Below are 17,758 nucleotides of genomic sequence, written 5' to 3'. Positions count from 1 at the left end.
GCAGTGGTGCGGACAGGTGCCGTCCGTGGCACCGGAGCATAGCCTGGGGTGCGACTCCCAGGCGCGGCGCACACCACCGCCGCAGGCGCTAACGTAGAGGTCGATGAAGCATTCTCGTGTAGCCCTGGTCCTGTCGACTCTGGTGTTCATCGGTGCCCTGACCTGGCTCGCCGTCACAGCGGGGGACCACGTGCCCGCACACTTCGACGGATCCGGTCAGGTCGACCGCACGGAGTCGAAACAATCCTTCCTGCTCACGATGGGCGGCATCGGATTCGCGCTGGTGGGACTATTCGCGAGCACAGCGTGGTGGTTTCCCAAGATTCCGGCGTCCATGGTTAATCTGCCGAGTCGGACCGTGCACGAGTACTGGACTGCTGCGGAGAATCGACCCGAACTGAACCGGAAGATGGCCGAGGACCTCGAGTGGATCGGCGCGGGAACGGCATTGCTGCTCGCCTGGATCACCGGCGTTGCGGGTGCGACGACAGGGGACTCGGTCAGCGTCTGGGCACTTGCCGTACCCACGGGGCTGTACATGCTGGCCATACTGGGATACGTGGTGTACATCGTCAAAGGTGGCCGGTACCGCGTTCCGAAGGATTGACTCAGGCGAAGAGTTGAATCAGGGAGTGCCTGCAGCACAATGAATTTCGCGTTGTTAGCGATTGCGACGAATGTCGCGCAACATTCATACCATTCGTTTTGCTAATCGTGCTGGGTGTGGCCGTCAGGCGACATCCTCGCTGCACGCGAGCGGTTCGCCGACGGAATTCGGCATGTCCGAAAGCACGCAGTCGGTCGATGCTCAGCGCGCGCTGAGTCCGTCGAGGAGAAGTTCACCGACGAACCTCGCGTTGTCCTGAGGGCTGTTCTGCCGACGGGTGAAGCACCTCATCAGCAGCGTGTTGGTGATGCCTGCCGCGAGATCGAATGGGGTCGAGCTCGTTCGGAAAACGCCGGTGTCCTGCCCTCGCGCAATGACCGGTGCGATGATCGCCGGTAGGTTGAGCTTCTCTTTGATCGAGATGAGTCCCTCCGGCTCGCCGTAGGTGTCGTGCGCGACGGCGACGAGGAGAGCGTCCATGAATTCGAGTTCATCGGCGGTGAGTTGCGCGCACCGCAGCATGTGATTGTGCAGAATCGTGAGCTCGGCGAGGCCGAGCAACTGGTCGTCGGCAACCGACTCGCGCAGGCCGTCGAATCGGTTCTGCAGTGCTGCAACGATGACCGACGGCTTGGTCGGAAACAGTGTCTTGCACGCTGCCCTCGGCACTCCTGCGATATCGGCGACGTCGTCCATTCGCGTCATGAAGTAGCCGCGCTTTCCGAACTCGTCGCGCGCGGCAGTGACGATTGCAGCGCGCGGATCGCGAGGGAGCGGCCGCGTCTCGACCGGTACACCGGCTTGCTTCACGACATCATCGAGGTGTTGATGATGTCCCGACGTGTCGACGACGGCCCCGAGGAAGGCGAGGACCGCGTCGGACATCACATCGGCCGATACGGACGAAGCGTCCACCCGACTGCGGATGCGAAAGCCGTCGATCACGGCATTGACCGTCACCGCGAACGATCGAGCCGTGAAGGGACGGCGGAAGGTTCCACCGTCGGGATCGAACAGTGCCTCGAAGGCCTCCAACACGGCATCGTCTCGAACGCGGTAGCTACCACCCAGTGCTGCGGAACCAGGTCCGTTGAAAACATGATCGAGAAGAGTCGCTGTGCTGCCCTTCCGATCGATGATTGCCGAATAGTAGTGCGCGACGAGAGCCGACACCGCCGCCCGAATCGATCCGCTGCTGTTCGTCATCTGGTTTCGAACGGTGTCGTGAACATCCGTGGGTGGAGGAGTTCGGGACAGATGCTCGACGACCGCGGCGAGAAAGTCGGCTTTGGTATCGAATTTTCTGAAGAACGTCGCAGTCGACGAGTCGGCCTCGTGGACGACGTCCTCGATTCGTAGTCCGCGTTCGAGAATCTTCTGCGGCTGCGCGACCAACAACGCAATACCCGCCTCGACGAAGTGGGTGGCGGTCGCATCGAGGTCGGTCATAGCGGCGGACTTTACCGAGGTGAGATCAACCGTGTCGGCGGAAGTGAAAGTATTCACTCTCAGGTGAGAGCAATCCAGGTCATTCCTCGGAGTGACGCAGCAGCGTAAGTGCGGTGTCATTGGCGGTGTTCGCGCCACCGGGACAGCGGTGGTGCCCGAAGTCAAGGATGTCCATGACAGTTCTCGATATCCGCGTCGGCGACGCACCCGACCCACGGCTCAGTGCCCGTGAAATCGAAGTACTCACCGCCTGGCTCATCTCCGACTCCAAAGCGGAGGCATCGCGCTCGCTCTATCTCTCGATGGGAACCGTCAACACACACCTGACTCGCATCAGGGCCAAGTACGACGCGGTGGGGCGGAGCGCACCGACCAAGGCGACGTTGCTGGTGCGTGCCCTTCAGGACGGATTCATCGATATCGACGAGTTGTGAGTACCTACCGCGGCCCGAGGCGACGACCGGCATCTTCTCGACGGTGACATGCAGCCGTTTACCAGGGATTACGACCGAAAAATGAGACATATGGAACACTCGAGCGTGTGAACCGAGTCTCCCGAATCGTCCCTGCTGTTGCTGCCACCACGCTGGTCCTGAGCGCCTGCGGGTCCTCAGAATCGACACCGCCGCCCACGGACGACACCACTCGGGCATCGGCATCGTCGACGACCTCGAACCCGAGCAGCGCCATCGTCTACAACTTGCCGGGCAGCGACGTGTTCCCCGAGGGCATCACGGCCGCCGACGACACGTTCTATGTCACCTCGACATCCGATGGTGCAGTGTTCCGCGGAACCGTCGGATCCCCGGATGTGTCGGTGTTTCTGCCCGGCGGTGCGGATGGACGGACCGGTGCCGCAGGAGTCGACGTCACCGACGACGACGATCGCGCCGACTACCTGGTGATCGCCGGAGGAGCCACGGGCAAGGTGTGGGTCTACGACGCCAATTCCGGCGATCTGGTGGCCACCTTTGGCAATGGTCTCGGTGCTGATGCGACGTTCCTCAACGACGTTGCGATTGCCGACAACGGCGATGCCTATGTCACCGACTCACGGAATCCGGCGCTGTACCGGATCCCGTTCGAGCAGATGACGGCAGGCACGCGGAACGGTTCGCTGGAGACATTCGTGAACTTCGACGGGACCCCCTTCGTCTACGGCGAGGGATTCAATGCCAACGGAATCGTCGAGAACGACAACGAATCTGCGTTGATCGTCGTGCAGTCCAGCACCGGCAACCTGTATCGCATCGACAAGACGAGCAAGGAAGTCACGCAAGTGGACCTCGGCGGTGCGACGCTCGCCAACGGCGACGGGCTCGAGATGGATGACGACACCCTGTACGTCGTCCGCAACAGAGATGGCCTCATCGCACAGGTCGATCTCGACGACGACGGAAGAGCAGGCGTGGTCACCGGCGAGATCACCGACGCATCGTTCGCCTACCCGACAACCGTTGCAGCAGTAGATGGTCGACTTCTCGTAGTGAACAGTCAGTTCGACAAGCGTGGGGAAGAGCCCGTCGAGCCGTTCACCGTGAGCTCCGTTCCGAAGTAGAGCGGCTTCGCCGCATGTGCGCGGAAGTTCGTAACAGAGAACGAAGTTCCGCGCACAACGATCAATCGGCGAGGATGGTGTCGATCTGGCCGATAGCCAGCCTCGTACCCTCTTCCATGCCCATCGCGACGAGTTCTTCGAGCTGTTCGAGGGAATCGAAGCGGCTTCGGATCGTCATCCGTGACATTGCGTCAGCTCTGTCTATGGTCACGGCTGTGTGTATCGTCGGCATCTCGGACGACGGGTCGCCGCCCTCGTCGGTGAATCTGTCGTCGAAGCTCAGCGACGACGGCGCAGTGATTTCGGTAAAAACCCAGCAGTAGCAGATCTTTTCACCGTCAGGTCCGGTCATGTAGTACGCAGCGCGTCCGCCAGTCCTGAAGTCATGGGTCTCGAAGGTGACCGGCCAGTTGGGCGGGCCCCACCACTTCTCGAGCTGGCGTGGGTCCTCCCAGATCTGCCAGACCCGTTCGACGGTCGCGTCGAACTCTGCGAGCACGACCATGGTCAAGTTCTTTGCATCCCTGTGTGAGCTGATGTAGGGCATTGTTCAGCCTTTCTGGTTCTGGGAAAGAAGATCGTCGATGCGGTCGACTCGGTGTCGCCAGATATCCTCGTAGTGGTCGAGCAATGCACGGGCTGTTGCGATAGTGTCCAGTCGAACTCGCACGATCTGCTCCCGCCCGCGCTTGTGCTTGGTGATCACCGCGGCGCGTTCGAGAACCGCAACGTGTTTTTGTACAGCGGCGAAACTCATGGCGTAATGAGAAGCCAATTCCGAGACCGACTGTTCGCCGATAGTGACCTTGGCGACGATGTCGCGACGCGTCGTGTCCGCGAACGCCTGGAACAGGCGATCGACCTCGGCGTCACTCAGCTCATCTACAACCATATGGTTGTACGTTAGCGGGGTGTGCAAGTTCGGTCAAGAGCGCCGATCGATTCTTCGGGCAACATGGAGTACGGACGGCGACCGTCGTCGTTCCATCGGGCGGAGGCAGCGTGCAGATTCGAACAGCCAGGATCGGCGTGCTGTTGATTGTGCTGGGTGCTCTCGTGGTGCTGATTCTCGATATCCACACCGCATGGCAGACGCCCTCGCATCTGCGTCGCACGATCAGCGAATACGGACTCGGCGCACAGCAGTGGGTGTTCTCGATCGGAGTCGCTCTACTAGCTCTGGGCTCGGCACTGACTCTTGTTGCCGCTCTGCGGCAGCGCCTCACAAGACCCACAGCGACGGCGTCGATCTGCTTGGTGCTCTGGACAGTCGGGCTCGTGGCGGTGGTGGCCGTGCCTAAGCAGGACTGGGCCAACGACGCGTCGCTGAGCGTCGGTGGGGCGATTCACCGGATCGGGGCCGCTGTGGCATTCGCCAGCATTCCCATCGCGGTGATTGCGTTCTCGCGTCCATGGATTCGTGACGCTGTGTGGGCGCTCCGCGCCCGAATCACCCTGGCACTGAGCCTGTTGTCCCTGGTGACGCTGCTTCCTATCGCGTACGCCCTGGCGGTCGGTGCCACCGGCCCGCGACCCTGGTACCGGGTGGTCACTCTGGGATACGTGGAGCGGGTGCTGGTCGTCGCCGAAGTCATTGCCCTGATCTCACTGGCCCTGTGGGTGCGGGCCGCGGAACGCAGACGTTCTGCCGCCGTCGAGTCGCAGGAGATCAAAGCCTCCCAGCCGGCATAGGGAACCGACCGGGCACCTGTCGCGTCCAACCTTTCAGTGACGTCTGTCTCGAGAGGTTGAACGAATGCGGGTTGTGGGTGGGCGTCGACTTGCGGCGGCGTGTGCTTCGGCGCTGTTGCTGGCGGGCTGCGGGTCCTCGACGCAGGGGGTTCCGATCGCGAGTGGGAGTTCTTCGACTTCTGGGACAGCGACAACGGCTGTGGCATCGGGTCCGGGGGAGCCGTTCGATCCGTGCACCATCCCCAAGGACGCGGTGACAGCAAGCGGGCTGGACGTGAGCACGGAGAGGGCGGACTTCGCTGGGATTACAACGTACCCCGGGTGGAAAGGGTGCACCTGGGATGGGGCTGCGCAGAACAGCTGGTACTACGTTGCCGTTCTGTCGTCGATGGAGTCCATCGAGGAATTGCTACGCAGTCCTTCGTTCGTCCGCGTCTCGGACTTGGATGTGGCTGGTCGAAACGCAGCACAACTGCGGCACGCAGATGAATTGCAGTTCCTTGGTTGCGCCGTTGCTCTGGGGACAGATGGTGGGTTGATCGTTCTCGACCTTCAAAAAAAGGGGTCACGCGAATTGGAGGGAGATGCATGCGCCGAGGTCAATCGTCATGCAGCCGATTTGGAATCGTTCTTCCCGAAGTAGACGAGAGGGTTGCTGATCACGTTGGAGCCTTACCGGTTGCATGAAAACCTCGACCACTGGCGTGGTCTCCGGGATCGAGCAGCGGCGGGCGAACTCGAAGTCGAATCGGGAGTTGCAGAGCGGTGTGACGCGGTGTGCGCCGACTACCTGACAAAGCTCGACCGCATGCTCGAGATGACGGCTTCTTTGGCATGGCCGGAGTCTTGGGGAGACCTCGACTCCGCCCAACAGCTTCAGGCAAAATTCACGCGGATGGCCACAGGTGAACAAGGCTCCGCCCGTTTCGCGATCAAGCAACAGATCGAGATCATCAAGACGATGCGGGAGTTCTTTCGACACTATTTCGCGAGCGTCGAGGCCACGGATGCCGACACCGCCAGGGCAGTCGAGGCGCTGATACCTCCGAAATAGACGATTCCCGACGACCCAGGTACACGGTCGGCAGGAATCGTCTACGGAGATATGTTGCTAGCGAGCAAGTTCCACTTCGTCCTCGTCGACGAACGGATCACCGTTCCGAGGAGCGTTGTAGCGTTCGAGGTCGAGGATTCCCTCGCGCTTGGCGACGATGGTCGGTACCAACGCCTGGCCGGTGACGTTGACGGCGGTGCGACCCATATCGACGATCGGTTCCACTGCGAGCAACAGACCGACACCGGCGAGCGGCAATCCCAGAGTCGACAGCGTCAGCGTGAGCATGACCGTCGCACCGGTTGTTCCGGCCGTCGCCGCAGAACCGATCACCGACACCACGATGATCAACAGATAGTCGGTGATGGTCAGCCCGATGCCGTAGAACTGAGCCACGAAAATCGCAGCGATCGCGGGATAGATCGCCGCGCACCCATCCATCTTCGTTGTCGCCCCCAGCGGCACCGCGAACGATGCGTACTCACGCGGCACTCCGAGGTTGCGCTCAGTCACACGCTCGGTGAGCGGCAGAGTACCGATGGACGAGCGCGATACGAAGCCCAACTGCGTTGCCGGCCACACACCCGAATAGAAGTTGCGCACCGAAAGGCCATGGGCGCGAACGATCATCGGATACACCACGAGGAACACAACCGCCAGACCGATGTAGATCGACACGGTGAACACACCGAGCGAACCGATGGCGTCCCAGCCGTACGTCGCCACCGCGTTCCCGATGAGTGCTGCGGTGCCGATCGGTGCGAGACGAATGATCCACCACAGCACCTTCTGCACGATGGCCAGCAGCGACGCATTGAACGCGAGGAACGGTTCGGCTTTCTTGCCCACCTTGAGTGCAGCGATACCGATCGCTCCGGCAATGACCAGCAATTGCAGGATGTTGAAACTCAACGACGTGGTCGCGGCACCGCTCTCCGCAACGGAGGTCTTTGCTCCGAGCGCAAGAAAGTTGTTCGGCACCAGTCCAGTGACGAACGACCACCAGGAGCCGACACTGGACGGATCCTTCGCCGAGTCCATACCGGCACTGGTACGCGAACCGGGCTGTGCGACCAGCCCGATCACGATGCCGATGATGACGGCGATGAAGGCCGTGATGGCGAACCACCGCAGCGTCTGAATAGCGAGGCGGGCGGCGTTCGCGACCTCCCGTAGGTTGGCGATCGAACTGACGATCGCCGTGAACACCAGCGGGATCACTGCGACGGTGAGAAGTTTGACGTAGCTCGAACCGATTGTCGAGAGAGTGCCGACCAACCAGTTTTCGTTGCCGTCGGCGGCCTCGGGCATCGAGCGGGCAATGAGCCCGACAATGACTCCGAGTACGAGGCCGGCAACGATCTGTGGACCGAACGCGTTTGCCCAGGTGGGGACACGGCGGGTTCGGGTAGCGCTGGGCGCAGACATGGGTATGCCTTTCGAAAGGGGAGAGGTGTCGTCGAAGGTGGACGACAGAGACGCACGTCGGCGCATAGGCCGAACGGAGGGGAGCGCGGTCTAGAGAACCGTCAACAGGTAGCGCTGGCTTGCAGACGCAAGTCGACATAACGTCGAGAGGTCAGCAGCGGATTCACCGATCAGACGGTACTCCGCCGCTGAAATGTGCTGGCGGGCAGGTCCTGGTCTGAAGGTTCACTGCTCTGAGGATTCTCTGCTCTGAGGATTCACTGTGGAATCGGTATGGGTGCTGTGCTGCGTCGATCCGACGCCATCCGAGTGCGTTAGTTTGAAGTTTCTTGTCGCCGACGAATCGAGATCATGAGTACCGAATCGAAGCCCCGATCAGTGGCCGGACGCCTCGTTCGTGCCCTGTGTGCGCTTGTCGCCGCGTTGGTCGCCATCATCGCGGCATCGGCGGGATGGGTTGCGTATGCAACGGCGGGAAAGGTCTACGACGTCGACGATGCGCCGGACGCACCGGTGGCCATTGTTCTCGGTGCGCAGGTGCGTGACGGTAAGCCGATGCGGTTTCTGGCGGGTCGTCTCGACACCGCGATTGCGTTGATGGCGGCCGGAAAGATCAAAGCGATCCTGGTCTCCGGAGACGCAGACGGTAACTCCGGCAATGAGATCGAAGCCATGACCGGCTATCTGATCGAGCACGGAATCGATCCCGAGGTGATCATCGGCGACGATCACGGCATCGACACCTACGACACGTGCGCCCGAGCGAAAGAGACCTTCGGTGTCGAACGAGGGTTGATCATCAGTCAGCGCCTGCACGTCTCGCGCGCAGTCGCGTTGTGCGAGGACATGGATCTCGAGATCGACGGAGTCACCGCCGAGTGCATCGACTGCAACACCTTGGCGGTGGTCCGCAACTATGCGCGAGAGTTGTTGGCGCGTCCCAAAGCGGTGTTGGATCTGTGGTCGGGACGCGACCCGGTGATCGTGTCCCCGCCCGTCGATTCACTGTCGGTCGTCACGGGCCGATGAGTGTGCCGGACGGAGCGGTCGCGATCCCCGACGCCGTGCGGGAATTGGCCGGTACCGCCGACATCGAGCCAGTGTGGTCGAACGAGTTGGGTGGTACGACATTTCGCCTGGGCTCGACGCGATACGTCAAATGGACGCCGGCCGAATCCGCGATCGATCTCGATGACGAGCGGCGACGCCTGGACTGGGTGATTCGCTACACCCCAGTTCCGAAAGTGATCGAACACGGTTCGGACTCCGAAGGGTCCTGGATGGTGACAGGTGCCCTTCCGTGGCAGAACGCGGTCGCCGATCGCTGGATGTCGAATCCTGCAGCTGCGGTTCGCGCAGCGGCAACGGGACTTCGAGCGTTCCACGACGACGTACCCGTCGCGCAGTGCCCGTTCGATTGGTCTGTGGTCTCTCGGATCGGCGATCGTGACCTGTCGACCGAATCACCCTCGATCGATCGACTGGTCGTGTGTCACGGCGACGCGTGCATGCCCAATACCCTGATCGCCGATGACGGCTCGTGGGCGGCGCACGTCGACATGGGCACCATGGGGGTCGCCGACCGTTGGGCAGACCTCGCACCAGCGATCTGGAGCACCGAGTTCAATTACGGCCGCAACTATTGTGCGGCATTCTTGGACGCCTACGGCGTCGACCTCGATCAGGATCGCCTCGACTACTACTTGTGGCTGTGGCAGTCGACCTAGCCCACCGTTACGCGTTCGTCATTCTGCGAGAACGGCTTTGAGGAATCGCTGAGTGCGTTCCTCCTGCGGATCGCTGAAGATCCGGGCGGGCGGGCCCTCTTCGAGGATCTTGCCCTCGTCGAACACCAGGACTCGGTCCGCGACATCGCGGGCGAAGCCCATCTCGTGCGTCACGATGAGCATCGTGATGTCGGTGGTCTCGGCGATCGTGCGCAGGACATCGAGGACGTCGGCGACGAGTTCGGGGTCCAGTGCAGAGGTCACCTCGTCGAGCAACAGGATGTCCGGATCCATCGCCAATGCTCGGGCGATGGCCACGCGCTGTTGCTGACCACCGGACAGCTTGGTGGGGTGCGCATTCTCTTTGTCCGCCAGCCCCACCGTCTCGAGCAGCTCGCGGGCGCGATCGGTTGCCTCGGACTTGCTCTTTCCGAGCACGTGGATCGGTGCTTCGGTGATGTTCTGCAGCACAGTCATATTGGGGAACAGATTGAACTGTTGGAACACCATGCCGATTCTCGTGCGCACCTTGCGTAGGTGCTTCTCCGAGGCGACGACCAGTTTCTCGCCCTTGCGCTGATGAGTCAGCGGCTCGTCCTCGATCCAGATGACGCCGTCGTTGACCTTCTCGATGGTCATCAACAGGCGCAGGATCGTCGTCTTACCGGAGCCACTGGGCCCGATCAGCGCGACGCGTTCGCCGCGGCGGACCTGGAAATCGAGGTGATCGAGTACCACATGATCGCCGAACTGCTTGACGACCTTCTCGAACTTGATCATCGGTGCGCTCGCCGAATCGTCAGTAGGCAAGGGACTTCTCCAGTCTTCTGATGAGAATCGATGTCGGGTAGCTTGCGAGCAGGAAGATCACGCCCGCCATGGTGATCGGTTCCAGGTATTGGAAGGTGCGTGCGCCGTATTGCTGCGCAGCAGTGACCATTTCGACGACGGTGATCGCGAAGAGGAACGGCGTGTCCTTGAACATCGAAATCGCGTAATTTCCCAGGGCCGGCGTTGTGCTACGTATTGCCTGTGGAAGAACCACGGCCCGCCAGGTCCTGGAACTGGGCAGCGAAAGCGCGCGCGCAGCTTCCCACTGTCCGGTGGGTACCCCATCGATTCCCGCACGGTATACCTCGGCCATGTATGTCGAGTAGTGGATACCGAGGACGGTGATGCCGATCTGCAGGGCAGAGAACTGCGGCAGCAAGTAGTAGGCGAACAGCAGTTGCACGATCAACGGCGTCAACCGGATGAACTCGGTGACCATCCGCAGCGGAACGGTGATGAATTTCGGTCCTGCGTGCCGCACCACAGCGATCAACAGACCGAGAGCCGCCGCGAGAACGAATCCGAGCACGGTGGCGAGCAGCGTGATCTTGAAACCGTCGAGCAGGAAGGGGAGCGAATCGAATGCCCGCTCCCAACTCCAATGTCCGTTCATCGTCCCACCCCCACGTTCTCGTTGACCTTCTCCGGGCGCAGGCTCAGTACTTCACGTAGCGAAGGCCCGACACCGAGCCGTCCCTTCGCACGGATTTCGAGGACATTCATGAACAAGGTGAGGATGTACGCGATGATGAAGTACAGCACCAACCCGATGCCGAAGGCGAACAAAGTGTCGCCGGTTCCGCGTCGAAGTTGCTCGATCTGATACGTGAGGTCCTGTAGCAGAATGAAACTCGCCAGTGCGCTTCCTTTGAGGAGCTGGATCAGCAGGTTCGTCAGCGGCGGGATCATCTGGACCCAGGCCTGGGGGAACACAACTCGATACAGGCGTTGCCAGGCCGAGAAGTTCAGTGCCAGTGCAGCTTCCCACTGCGGCCTGGCCACTGCCGAGATGGAACCGCGGACGACCTCGGCACCGTAGGCACCGTAGTTCAAGCCGAGAGCGAGAATTCCGCAGAACATCGAATCGAGTTGGAATCCCAGCAACGGCATCACGTAGAACAGCCAAAACAGCTGCACCAGTAGCGATGTTCCGCGGAAGAACTCGACCACGACGCGCGCCGGACCGCGGACGTACAAGTGACGGTTGCTCGCGGCCAAGCCCAGGATCAGCGACAGCGCGAAGGCGAGTACCGCACCGCCGAGCGTGAGGTAAACAGTGGTGAGGATCCCTTCCTGGATTCGCGGCCACGAATCCAGGAAGGCCTCGATATTGTCGTTCACGAGTAGTCAGCCACCCGGCGTCGTTCAGCCCTCACAGAGCTTCGCGGTGGTCAGCTCGGGATCCGGCAGTTCCTCTGCGGTGAAACCGTATTCACCAACGATGGACAGGTACTTGTCCGTGTCGGAGGTGATCTTGGCGAGTTCCTCGTTGTAGGCGTCGAGGAGTTCTTGGTCGTCGGTGCGGAAGACGGTCGCACCCGCGCCCACCTGCGGTACTCCGTCGATCTCGGCGACGAAGGACTCGGTGACGTCAACGGGAGCCGTCGGGTTGTTGTTCTTCATCCAGTTCAACGAGATGGCCGTCAACGCGAAGACATCGGCTCGCCCGGATGTCACGGCGTCCATACCGTCCTGTGGTGAGGCAACCTGAGTGCTCGGAATGTCAAGCGATTGAGCGTAATCGGACTCGATGGCACCGGTCATGGTGGCCAGGCGAAGGCCACTGTCCTTGACCGACTGCATGTCGGTCAGCCCCGCGGGGTTGCCCGTCGGAACCATCAGCGCGGTCGTGTAGTTGAACTCGGGATCACCGAACGCTGCTTGCTCGCAACGCTGCGGAAGAATCGACATTCCAGCGCTGACCACATCGAAGCGATTGGCCTGCAGTCCGGGGATCAACGCGCCGAAATCGGTGTTGACGCCTTCAACGTTGTCGATCCCGAGGTTGCCGAAGATTTCCCGGTGCAAGGCAATGGTGGCACCGGTCAACTGGCCGTTGTCCTCGTAGCTGTACGGAGCCTCACCTGCGACGCCGACGGTGATGGTGCCCGCGTCCTGCAGCGACTGGAGGTGATTCTCGTCGCCCGAGTTGGATGTGGAAGTGCACGCCGCGAGGCTGGCAGCGACGAGGGCTGCGCCTGCAATGGAACTGGCGATTTTCTTGGTGGAGACAGTGTTCAGCACAGTATGTGCCATGGGTCGAGGCCTTCCGGTCACGTGTCGTTGGACCGGACCTGCAGTGCAGAGGCGGATCAAGTGACCGCAGCTGAGCACGCCGGGCCGGTAGACGATCTCTATATATCGTTGCTGCTTCTTTTACCGCATTTGAACGTAGCACGGGCAATCACGACCCCGTTGGGCAAATGCGCTGCACACAGGCATCGCATAGTGGTGCTCATCCCGAAAACACCAGACCAGAGGGCATGAAACAGTAAAGGAAAACGAAACTATAACGATGGCAGGATGCAGCGAATCGAGCACCGAACGCGGCGACGATAGAGTGAGCGGTCGGGTTCGACACCACGCGCGAACCCACCCGTCTGCAGGAGATGTGAACGCTTGAGCTGGATCCGTTTGAACGACGTAGCCAAGGGCTACGACCAGAAGGTCATGCTACGAGAGGTGTTCTTCCGCCTCGCCGACGGCGACCGCATCGGTCTCATCGGACGGAACGGAACCGGAAAGACGACCCTGCTGCAGTTGTTGCTCGGACGCGAGGCCCCCGACACCGGGACCGTCGACGTCACCGAGGGCGCGCGCATCGGGTACTTCTCGCAATTCTCCGAACTCGACGGCAACAGCAGCATCCAGGCAGAGCTCGAGTCCTTGTTCGGCGCGGTGCACGAGATCGAGGCCGAGTTGGCGCAAGTCGAGTCGGCACTCGGCGGCGATCTCGACGAGAAGCAGATGTACAAATTCGTCGACCGCCAGGCCGAACTACTCGACGCCATGGAGAACGCAGGCGGATGGACCTACCACCAGCAAATAGACACGGTGCTGTCGATGCTCGGCTTCGACACCGAGCGACGCGAACTGCCCGTCGATCGGCTCTCCGGCGGCTGGCGCAACCGCGCGGCGCTGGCAAAGATCCTGATCGACGCACCGGACGTCCTGCTTCTGGACGAGCCGACCAACTTCCTCGACGTTGCCGGGATCGCGTGGCTGGAACGGTGGTTGCGAGATTTCCGCGGTGCGCTACTGGTTGTTTCACACGACCGCGCATTTCTCGAACAGGTGGTCACCAGCATCGTCGAAATCGAGAACCATCACCTGCAGACCTACGACGGGAGCTACTCGGAATACGTGCAGCAGAAGCAGTTTCGACTCAAGAGCCTCGAACGTGAATTCAGCAACGAACAACAGCTGTTGGCCTACGAGCAGGAAGCGATCAGCGACCGCAAGGAAGCGGTGAAGAATCCCAGCGGCGTTCTCAAACGCCGACTGGCCAACATCAAGAAGAGCAAGAGCCCACGACCGGTCGACACGGTGGTCACCGCCATCTACGGGGGACTGCACGTGCACGACGACCTGGCCGAAGTGTCGGGAATCGCCAAAAGCTATGGCGAGCACCGGCTTTTCGAGAACATCTCGTTCACCGTGCATCGCGGAGACCGCATCGCCATCACAGGGCCCAACGGCTGTGGAAAGACAACCCTCGTCGACATTCTGGTCGGTGCCGAGCAACCGGACGCCGGCAAGATCAAATGGAAGACCAAGGCTCCTGCCTTCATCTACTACAACAAGGTGCTGGCCGATCTCGACCTGGACGACACCCTTTCGCATTCGGTCAACGCGATGCCGGGCAGCCTCGCGCTGACGGCGACCAAGAAGGAGGTCCACCGCTTCCTGACGCTGCTGCAGTTCTCCGAGATGGATCTCAAATCGAAGATCGGAGTGCTGTCCGGAGGACAGAAAGCGAGAGTTGCTCTGGCTCAGTGCCTGCTGTTCGGTGCGGGTGTCATCGTGCTCGACGAGCCCACCAACCATCTCGACCTGCAGAGCACCCAGGTGCTCGAACGTGCCCTGATGGCGTTTCCCGGCGCGGTGATCCTCGTGAGCCACGACAGGTTCTTCGTCGAGAAGGTCGCGTTTCGACAGTTGTCCTTCGACGGCAAGGGCGGGGTCACCGAAATCGCCGGCGTGCAGATGGCCTGACGTTGTGGGCTACCCGTTGATCTTGGACGCGGACGTGCCCCACTCCGCATCGCGCAGTTCCTTCTTCCTGATCTTGCCGGTCGAGGTCTTCGGCAATTCGACGATGAACTCGACGTTGCGCGGGGCCTTGTACGAGGCGATGGCCGATTTCACGTGCGCCACGAGATCGGCCTCGGATGCGTCCGCGCCCGGTGCCAGCACCACGAAGGCTTTGGGTCGCTCTCCCCACTTGTCGTCCGGTACGCCGATCACGGCGACATCGGCGACAGCGGGGTGGCTGGCCAGTGCCTGTTCCACCTCGATCGTCGAGATGTTCTCACCGCCGGAAATGACGACGTCCTTGGCGCGATCGAGGAGCTGAACGTAGCCGTCCGGGTGCATCACACCGAGATCTCCGGAATGGAACCATCCGCCCGCGAAGGCCTGCGTCGTGCCGGCGGTGTCGTTGTAGTAGCCCTTCATGACGTTGTTGCCGCGCATGACGATTTCGCCCATTTCCACGCCATCGTGTTCGACATCGATCAGTGCTCCACCGGGACCGGGCTCGTTGCGCACCACGCGTAGTCGGTCGGCAGTGAGCATGCCGACTCCCTGCCGGGCCAGCCGTTGCGCCTGCTCGTCGGAGGCGAGTTCGAGCCACTCCTGTTTGGCCTCGCACACCGAGTACGGTCCGTAGGTTTCGGTGAGACCGTACACGTGCACGAGGGTGGCCCCGAGAGCACGAATCTTGCCGATGATCGTCGGGCTCGGGGGAGCACCCGCCGTGACGATGGTCAGTGGGCGATCCAGCGAATGTGCCTGCGCTGCAGTGGCAAGAGTGGTCAGTACGGTCGGTGCACCGGCAAGATGGTCGACGCCGTCGTCGATGGCCGACCAGATCGCGTCCCCGCGCACTCCACGAAGGCAGACGTGCGTGCCGGACGCAGCCGTGACCGCCCACGTAGTGCACCAACCGTTGCAGTGGAACATCGGCAGTGTCCACAGGTAGCGGGTATCGATGTCGAATCCCTGGTGGTGCAGTTCGCCCAGCGAATTGAGGTACGCACCGCGGTGGGTGTACATCACGCCCTTGGGTCGGCCGGTGGTGCCCGAGGTGTAATTGATCGTGATGGTCGAGGTCTCGTCGTCTACCTCCCACGCCACCGGCTCGTCCGAGCCGCGTTCGAGGAAAGCGTCGTAGCGAGTGGTGTGCGGCAGCTTGTCGTACGTGCCGTCCACCGAGGGAGTCTCGACGATCTCGGTGACCGAATCTGCGATGGGATCGGTTCCGAGCCCGGCCAGCAGTGCCGAATCTCCGACCAACAGAACCGAACCGGAGTGATCGCAGATGTAGCGAACTTCGTCCGGTGAGAGCCTGGTGTTGATCGCGACCAGAACACCGCCGGCCAGCGGCACCGCGTAGTGGGCGAACAGCAGCTCGGCCGAGTTCGAGGCGATATAGGCCACCCGATCGCCATGGCCCACGCCCGAGGCGCGCAACGCGTGCGCGAGCCGGGTGACGGAGGCTGCGAACTGTTCGTAGGTGAAGGTGCGCGGACCATCCTCGACGGCGGTTTTGTGGGGATGAACCTCCGCAGCGCGTTCGAGGAAGCGAAGTGGCGTCAACGGAGTATCCAGACCGGTCATGTCAGCCAATGTAGCGCGCACTACGAGGCCAGATCGGGTTTGTCGATACGTTCGCGCCCACCGGTCAGGTCCGCGCGTTCGGCGGCGGTCCGGCCCGCAAGCCAGCCCTGGGCATTGTCGCTGCCGAACTTCATGGTTTTCGTCGATGGGTACCTGGCAGCGTAGACACGGTCCACTGCATCGGATCGCTTCGCCATGATCGGCACCAGAGCCGACCCGTGTTGTTGTGTTGCCGCCGCAGTGGCTCGCCTGCGTGCGTCCTGCAATCGTTCGCCGACTCGATGGGCGTATGCGATCAAGAACGCATTACGGAAGCTGCGTGTCCGCGCGCCCGGGGAGTCGGCGACCTCGTCGAGTGCGCGCGCCGATTGAACCAGCAACGAGGTGTACAGAAGCTCGCAGAGATCGAGATCGACGGGCATACCGATCACGGTCGCCAGCAAGTACTTCTTCGTCCATACCGTTCTGGCACCGTTGGCCGTGCACACGCTGTGCAGTAGAAGCAGTTTGGCTTTCGAGTACGGATTGCTCACCATGATGCGACGACTGATGACATCGTCGATCAGGCTGCGAGGATTCCCCGTATCGAGGAGAGCGCTGTCGATCGCATAGCGCGTCATCAGGTTCTGGGCCTTGGCAGAGAACGCCTCGGCCTCGGCGGGGAATTGCGTCGACTCGGCTTTGGCCAGTAACCCTCGTATTCTCCCGAGCATCTTCGAGTCGGCCTCCTGCCGCGGACCGGTGGACGTCTTCGATGTCCACCGAGCGGGAGGGGGCAGGAGTGTCTCGAGGGGTAACAACCATGTTGCGCAACCGAGTACGAGCAACAAGGTGTACCACGAGTGTGCCGATGTTCGCCGGATGCGCGAACGCCATCGCCGAAGTCGGTCGGCGGACGTGCCGCCTGCAGATTCGACGCCGAGCTCGGACAACTGATCTCGCCAGGAATCCGGAGCGAGCCTGTCGGCAGAGCTTCGTGCTGCATGAGAGCCGATCGCCTCGATCATGACCACGGCGCCGTCCCCTCCCGCGCTCTGACGCGCCACGTGTACCAGTTCGGCGGGCTGCCAACCGTTCTCGAAAGCCGCGTCGAGAGCATCGTCGAGTATTTTCGCCGCGCGATCGTGCACCGACACAGCACGGTTGATCTCGTCCGCGGCGGACAGGCGATCTGCGATCAGCTGGGTCATTACCTTGGCCGACGACCCCAGCTGGGCGAAACCGATTCCCCTGTCGAGCAATTCGTTCGGTTCGGAATCCGCGCGCACATTCGTAGCCTGCGTGTACTCGAGAAAGCTATCCACATCTGTACGACCCATCGTTGTCCCCTCCACGTTCCCCCGGTGTGGCCCCCGAACTTTTCGGTGAATCGCAGAGTAGGGGAGGGGTACGACACGTTATTCGAACATGTCAGCGAGGGTCGAGCATCTTCAGCAGTTCTTCGACCGACAGCAGTCCGAGACTCGCTGGAAGGGTCGGAACAGCAGCGGCGGTGGGCGGTGCCGTCGACTCGACACTGCTGAGCGCTCGGGTGGTGACTGGCGGGCGCATTGATCCAGGCCGCGGGTGGG

Annotated in this window: 19 protein-coding genes; 9 read left to right on the top strand and 10 right to left on the bottom strand. The window is 61.7% G+C overall.

Features of this window, described 5'->3' with window-relative positions:
* The first annotated feature begins 103 nt into the window (after positions 1-103).
* Positions 104-607 carry a hypothetical protein gene (locus J1M87_RS26635; RefSeq protein ID WP_206492694.1) on the top strand — a complete coding sequence of 168 codons (504 nt, stop codon included), beginning with the start codon at positions 104-106 and terminating at the stop codon, positions 605-607.
* A 201-nt stretch (positions 608-808) separates the two neighbouring features.
* Here J1M87_RS26635 and J1M87_RS26630 read toward each other — a convergent pair whose 3' ends face one another.
* Positions 809-2,056 carry a TetR/AcrR family transcriptional regulator gene (locus tag J1M87_RS26630; protein WP_206492693.1) on the bottom strand — a complete coding sequence of 416 codons (1,248 nt, stop codon included), beginning with the start codon at positions 2,054-2,056 and terminating at the stop codon, positions 809-811.
* Positions 2,057-2,229: 173 nt separating this feature from the next.
* Here J1M87_RS26630 and J1M87_RS26625 point away from each other — a divergent pair, with 173 nt between their 5' ends.
* Both J1M87_RS26625 and J1M87_RS26620 read left to right on the top strand, forming a co-directional pair.
* Positions 2,230-2,490, top strand: coding sequence for a LuxR C-terminal-related transcriptional regulator (locus tag J1M87_RS26625; RefSeq protein ID WP_206492692.1), 261 nt, complete (start codon positions 2,230-2,232; stop codon positions 2,488-2,490).
* A 107-nt stretch (positions 2,491-2,597) separates the two neighbouring features.
* Positions 2,598-3,614, top strand: coding sequence for an SMP-30/gluconolactonase/LRE family protein (locus J1M87_RS26620; protein ID WP_206492691.1), 1,017 nt, complete (start codon positions 2,598-2,600; stop codon positions 3,612-3,614).
* Positions 3,615-3,675: 61 nt separating this feature from the next.
* Here the strand turns inward: J1M87_RS26620 and J1M87_RS26615 are convergent, their stop codons facing one another.
* Both J1M87_RS26615 and J1M87_RS26610 read right to left on the bottom strand, forming a co-directional pair.
* Entirely contained in the window at positions 3,676-4,119 is a 444-nt protein-coding gene (locus J1M87_RS26615; RefSeq protein ID WP_051047991.1) for an SRPBCC domain-containing protein, read from the bottom strand.
* 45 nt (positions 4,120-4,164) lie between these two features.
* A complete protein-coding gene (locus tag J1M87_RS26610) occupies positions 4,165-4,506 on the bottom strand; it encodes a helix-turn-helix domain-containing protein (protein ID WP_206492689.1) in 342 nt (113 codons plus the stop codon).
* 110 nt (positions 4,507-4,616) lie between these two features.
* On the opposite strand from J1M87_RS26610, the gene J1M87_RS26605 reads away from it, so the two are divergent.
* The 3 genes from J1M87_RS26605 to J1M87_RS26595 all read left to right on the top strand — a co-directional run bounded on the left by J1M87_RS26605 (position 4,617) and on the right by J1M87_RS26595 (position 6,360).
* Positions 4,617-5,306 (top strand): DUF998 domain-containing protein, encoded by a 690-nt coding sequence (locus J1M87_RS26605; RefSeq protein ID WP_206492688.1) that lies wholly within the window; start codon positions 4,617-4,619, stop codon positions 5,304-5,306.
* Between the two features lie 64 nt (positions 5,307-5,370).
* Positions 5,371-5,949, top strand: a complete 579-nt coding sequence (locus J1M87_RS26600; protein WP_206492687.1) for a DUF3558 family protein — start codon at positions 5,371-5,373, stop codon at positions 5,947-5,949.
* Between the two features lie 132 nt (positions 5,950-6,081).
* On the top strand, positions 6,082-6,360 hold the full coding sequence (locus tag J1M87_RS26595; protein ID WP_206492686.1) for a hypothetical protein: 279 nt from the start codon (positions 6,082-6,084) through the stop codon (positions 6,358-6,360).
* Between the two features lie 57 nt (positions 6,361-6,417).
* Here J1M87_RS26595 and J1M87_RS26590 read toward each other — a convergent pair whose 3' ends face one another.
* The gene (locus tag J1M87_RS26590) at positions 6,418-7,788 is read right to left on the bottom strand and encodes a dicarboxylate/amino acid:cation symporter (RefSeq protein ID WP_206492685.1); all 1,371 of its coding nucleotides are present in this window, start codon (positions 7,786-7,788) and stop codon (positions 6,418-6,420) included.
* Between the two features lie 351 nt (positions 7,789-8,139).
* Between J1M87_RS26590 and J1M87_RS26585 the strand changes: the two genes are divergently transcribed.
* Both J1M87_RS26585 and J1M87_RS26580 read left to right on the top strand, forming a co-directional pair.
* Positions 8,140-8,817 (top strand): vancomycin high temperature exclusion protein, encoded by a 678-nt coding sequence (locus J1M87_RS26585; protein WP_206492684.1) that lies wholly within the window; start codon positions 8,140-8,142, stop codon positions 8,815-8,817.
* On the top strand, positions 8,814-9,515 hold the full coding sequence (locus tag J1M87_RS26580; protein ID WP_206492683.1) for an aminoglycoside 3'-phosphotransferase: 702 nt from the start codon (positions 8,814-8,816) through the stop codon (positions 9,513-9,515). Before J1M87_RS26585 ends, J1M87_RS26580 begins: the two co-directional genes overlap by 4 nt.
* Positions 9,516-9,533: 18 nt before the next feature.
* Here the strand turns inward: J1M87_RS26580 and ehuA are convergent, their stop codons facing one another.
* The 4 genes from ehuA to ehuB are packed head-to-tail and all read right to left on the bottom strand — an operon-like array spanning position 9,534 to position 12,602.
* Entirely contained in the window at positions 9,534-10,295 is a 762-nt protein-coding gene (gene ehuA / locus J1M87_RS26575; protein ID WP_206492737.1) for an ectoine/hydroxyectoine ABC transporter ATP-binding protein EhuA, read from the bottom strand.
* A 19-nt stretch (positions 10,296-10,314) separates the two neighbouring features.
* Positions 10,315-10,959, bottom strand: coding sequence for an ectoine/hydroxyectoine ABC transporter permease subunit EhuD (ehuD, locus tag J1M87_RS26570; protein ID WP_206492682.1), 645 nt, complete (start codon positions 10,957-10,959; stop codon positions 10,315-10,317).
* On the bottom strand, positions 10,956-11,687 hold the full coding sequence (gene ehuC, locus J1M87_RS26565) for an ectoine/hydroxyectoine ABC transporter permease subunit EhuC (protein WP_206492681.1): 732 nt from the start codon (positions 11,685-11,687) through the stop codon (positions 10,956-10,958). Before ehuC ends, ehuD begins: the two co-directional genes overlap by 4 nt.
* Positions 11,688-11,711: 24 nt before the next feature.
* Positions 11,712-12,602 carry an ectoine/hydroxyectoine ABC transporter substrate-binding protein EhuB gene (ehuB, locus tag J1M87_RS26560; protein WP_206492680.1) on the bottom strand — a complete coding sequence of 297 codons (891 nt, stop codon included), beginning with the start codon at positions 12,600-12,602 and terminating at the stop codon, positions 11,712-11,714.
* A gap of 363 nt (positions 12,603-12,965) precedes the next feature.
* On the opposite strand from ehuB, the gene J1M87_RS26555 reads away from it, so the two are divergent.
* Positions 12,966-14,561, top strand: coding sequence for an ABC-F family ATP-binding cassette domain-containing protein (locus J1M87_RS26555; RefSeq protein ID WP_241257497.1), 1,596 nt, complete (start codon positions 12,966-12,968; stop codon positions 14,559-14,561).
* A gap of 9 nt (positions 14,562-14,570) precedes the next feature.
* Here J1M87_RS26555 and J1M87_RS26550 read toward each other — a convergent pair whose 3' ends face one another.
* Both J1M87_RS26550 and J1M87_RS29350 read right to left on the bottom strand, forming a co-directional pair.
* Positions 14,571-16,187, bottom strand: coding sequence for an AMP-binding protein (locus J1M87_RS26550; RefSeq protein WP_206492679.1), 1,617 nt, complete (start codon positions 16,185-16,187; stop codon positions 14,571-14,573).
* 20 nt (positions 16,188-16,207) lie between these two features.
* The gene (locus J1M87_RS29350; RefSeq protein ID WP_206492678.1) at positions 16,208-17,455 is read right to left on the bottom strand and encodes a DUF2786 domain-containing protein; all 1,248 of its coding nucleotides are present in this window, start codon (positions 17,453-17,455) and stop codon (positions 16,208-16,210) included.
* Positions 17,456-17,758: the final 303 nt, after the last annotated feature.

This window comes from Rhodococcus sp. KRD162 (genome assembly GCF_017168335.1).
GTDB lineage: Bacteria > Actinomycetota > Actinomycetes > Mycobacteriales > Mycobacteriaceae > Rhodococcoides.
The sequence above is the reverse complement of the archived record's forward strand: the minus strand, read 5'-3'. Positions and strand labels throughout refer to the sequence as shown.

Bases quoted from the DNA above. Each gene is read 5' to 3' on its own strand.
- J1M87_RS26550 (WP_206492679.1), bottom strand. From the start codon at position 16,187: ATGACCGGTCTGGATACTCCGTTGACGCCACTTCGCTTCCTCGAACGC.
- J1M87_RS26585 (WP_206492684.1), top strand. From the start codon at position 8,140: ATGAGTACCGAATCGAAGCCCCGATCAGTGGCCGGACGCCTCGTTCGT.
- J1M87_RS26615 (WP_051047991.1), bottom strand. From the start codon at position 4,119: ATGGTCGTGCTCGCAGAGTTCGACGCGACCGTCGAACGGGTCTGGCAG.
- ehuA (WP_206492737.1), bottom strand. From the start codon at position 10,295: ATGATCAAGTTCGAGAAGGTCGTCAAGCAGTTCGGCGATCATGTGGTA.
- J1M87_RS26625 (WP_206492692.1), top strand. From the start codon at position 2,230: ATGACAGTTCTCGATATCCGCGTCGGCGACGCACCCGACCCACGGCTC.
- ehuD (WP_206492682.1), bottom strand. From the start codon at position 10,959: ATGAACGGACATTGGAGTTGGGAGCGGGCATTCGATTCGCTCCCCTTC.
- J1M87_RS26580 (WP_206492683.1), top strand. From the start codon at position 8,814: ATGAGTGTGCCGGACGGAGCGGTCGCGATCCCCGACGCCGTGCGGGAA.
- J1M87_RS26610 (WP_206492689.1), bottom strand. From the start codon at position 4,506: ATGGTTGTAGATGAGCTGAGTGACGCCGAGGTCGATCGCCTGTTCCAG.
- J1M87_RS26600 (WP_206492687.1), top strand. From the start codon at position 5,371: ATGCGGGTTGTGGGTGGGCGTCGACTTGCGGCGGCGTGTGCTTCGGCG.
- ehuB (WP_206492680.1), bottom strand. From the start codon at position 12,602: ATGGCACATACTGTGCTGAACACTGTCTCCACCAAGAAAATCGCCAGT.
- J1M87_RS26630 (WP_206492693.1), bottom strand. From the start codon at position 2,056: ATGACCGACCTCGATGCGACCGCCACCCACTTCGTCGAGGCGGGTATT.
- J1M87_RS26635 (WP_206492694.1), top strand. From the start codon at position 104: ATGAAGCATTCTCGTGTAGCCCTGGTCCTGTCGACTCTGGTGTTCATC.
- J1M87_RS26590 (WP_206492685.1), bottom strand. From the start codon at position 7,788: ATGTCTGCGCCCAGCGCTACCCGAACCCGCCGTGTCCCCACCTGGGCA.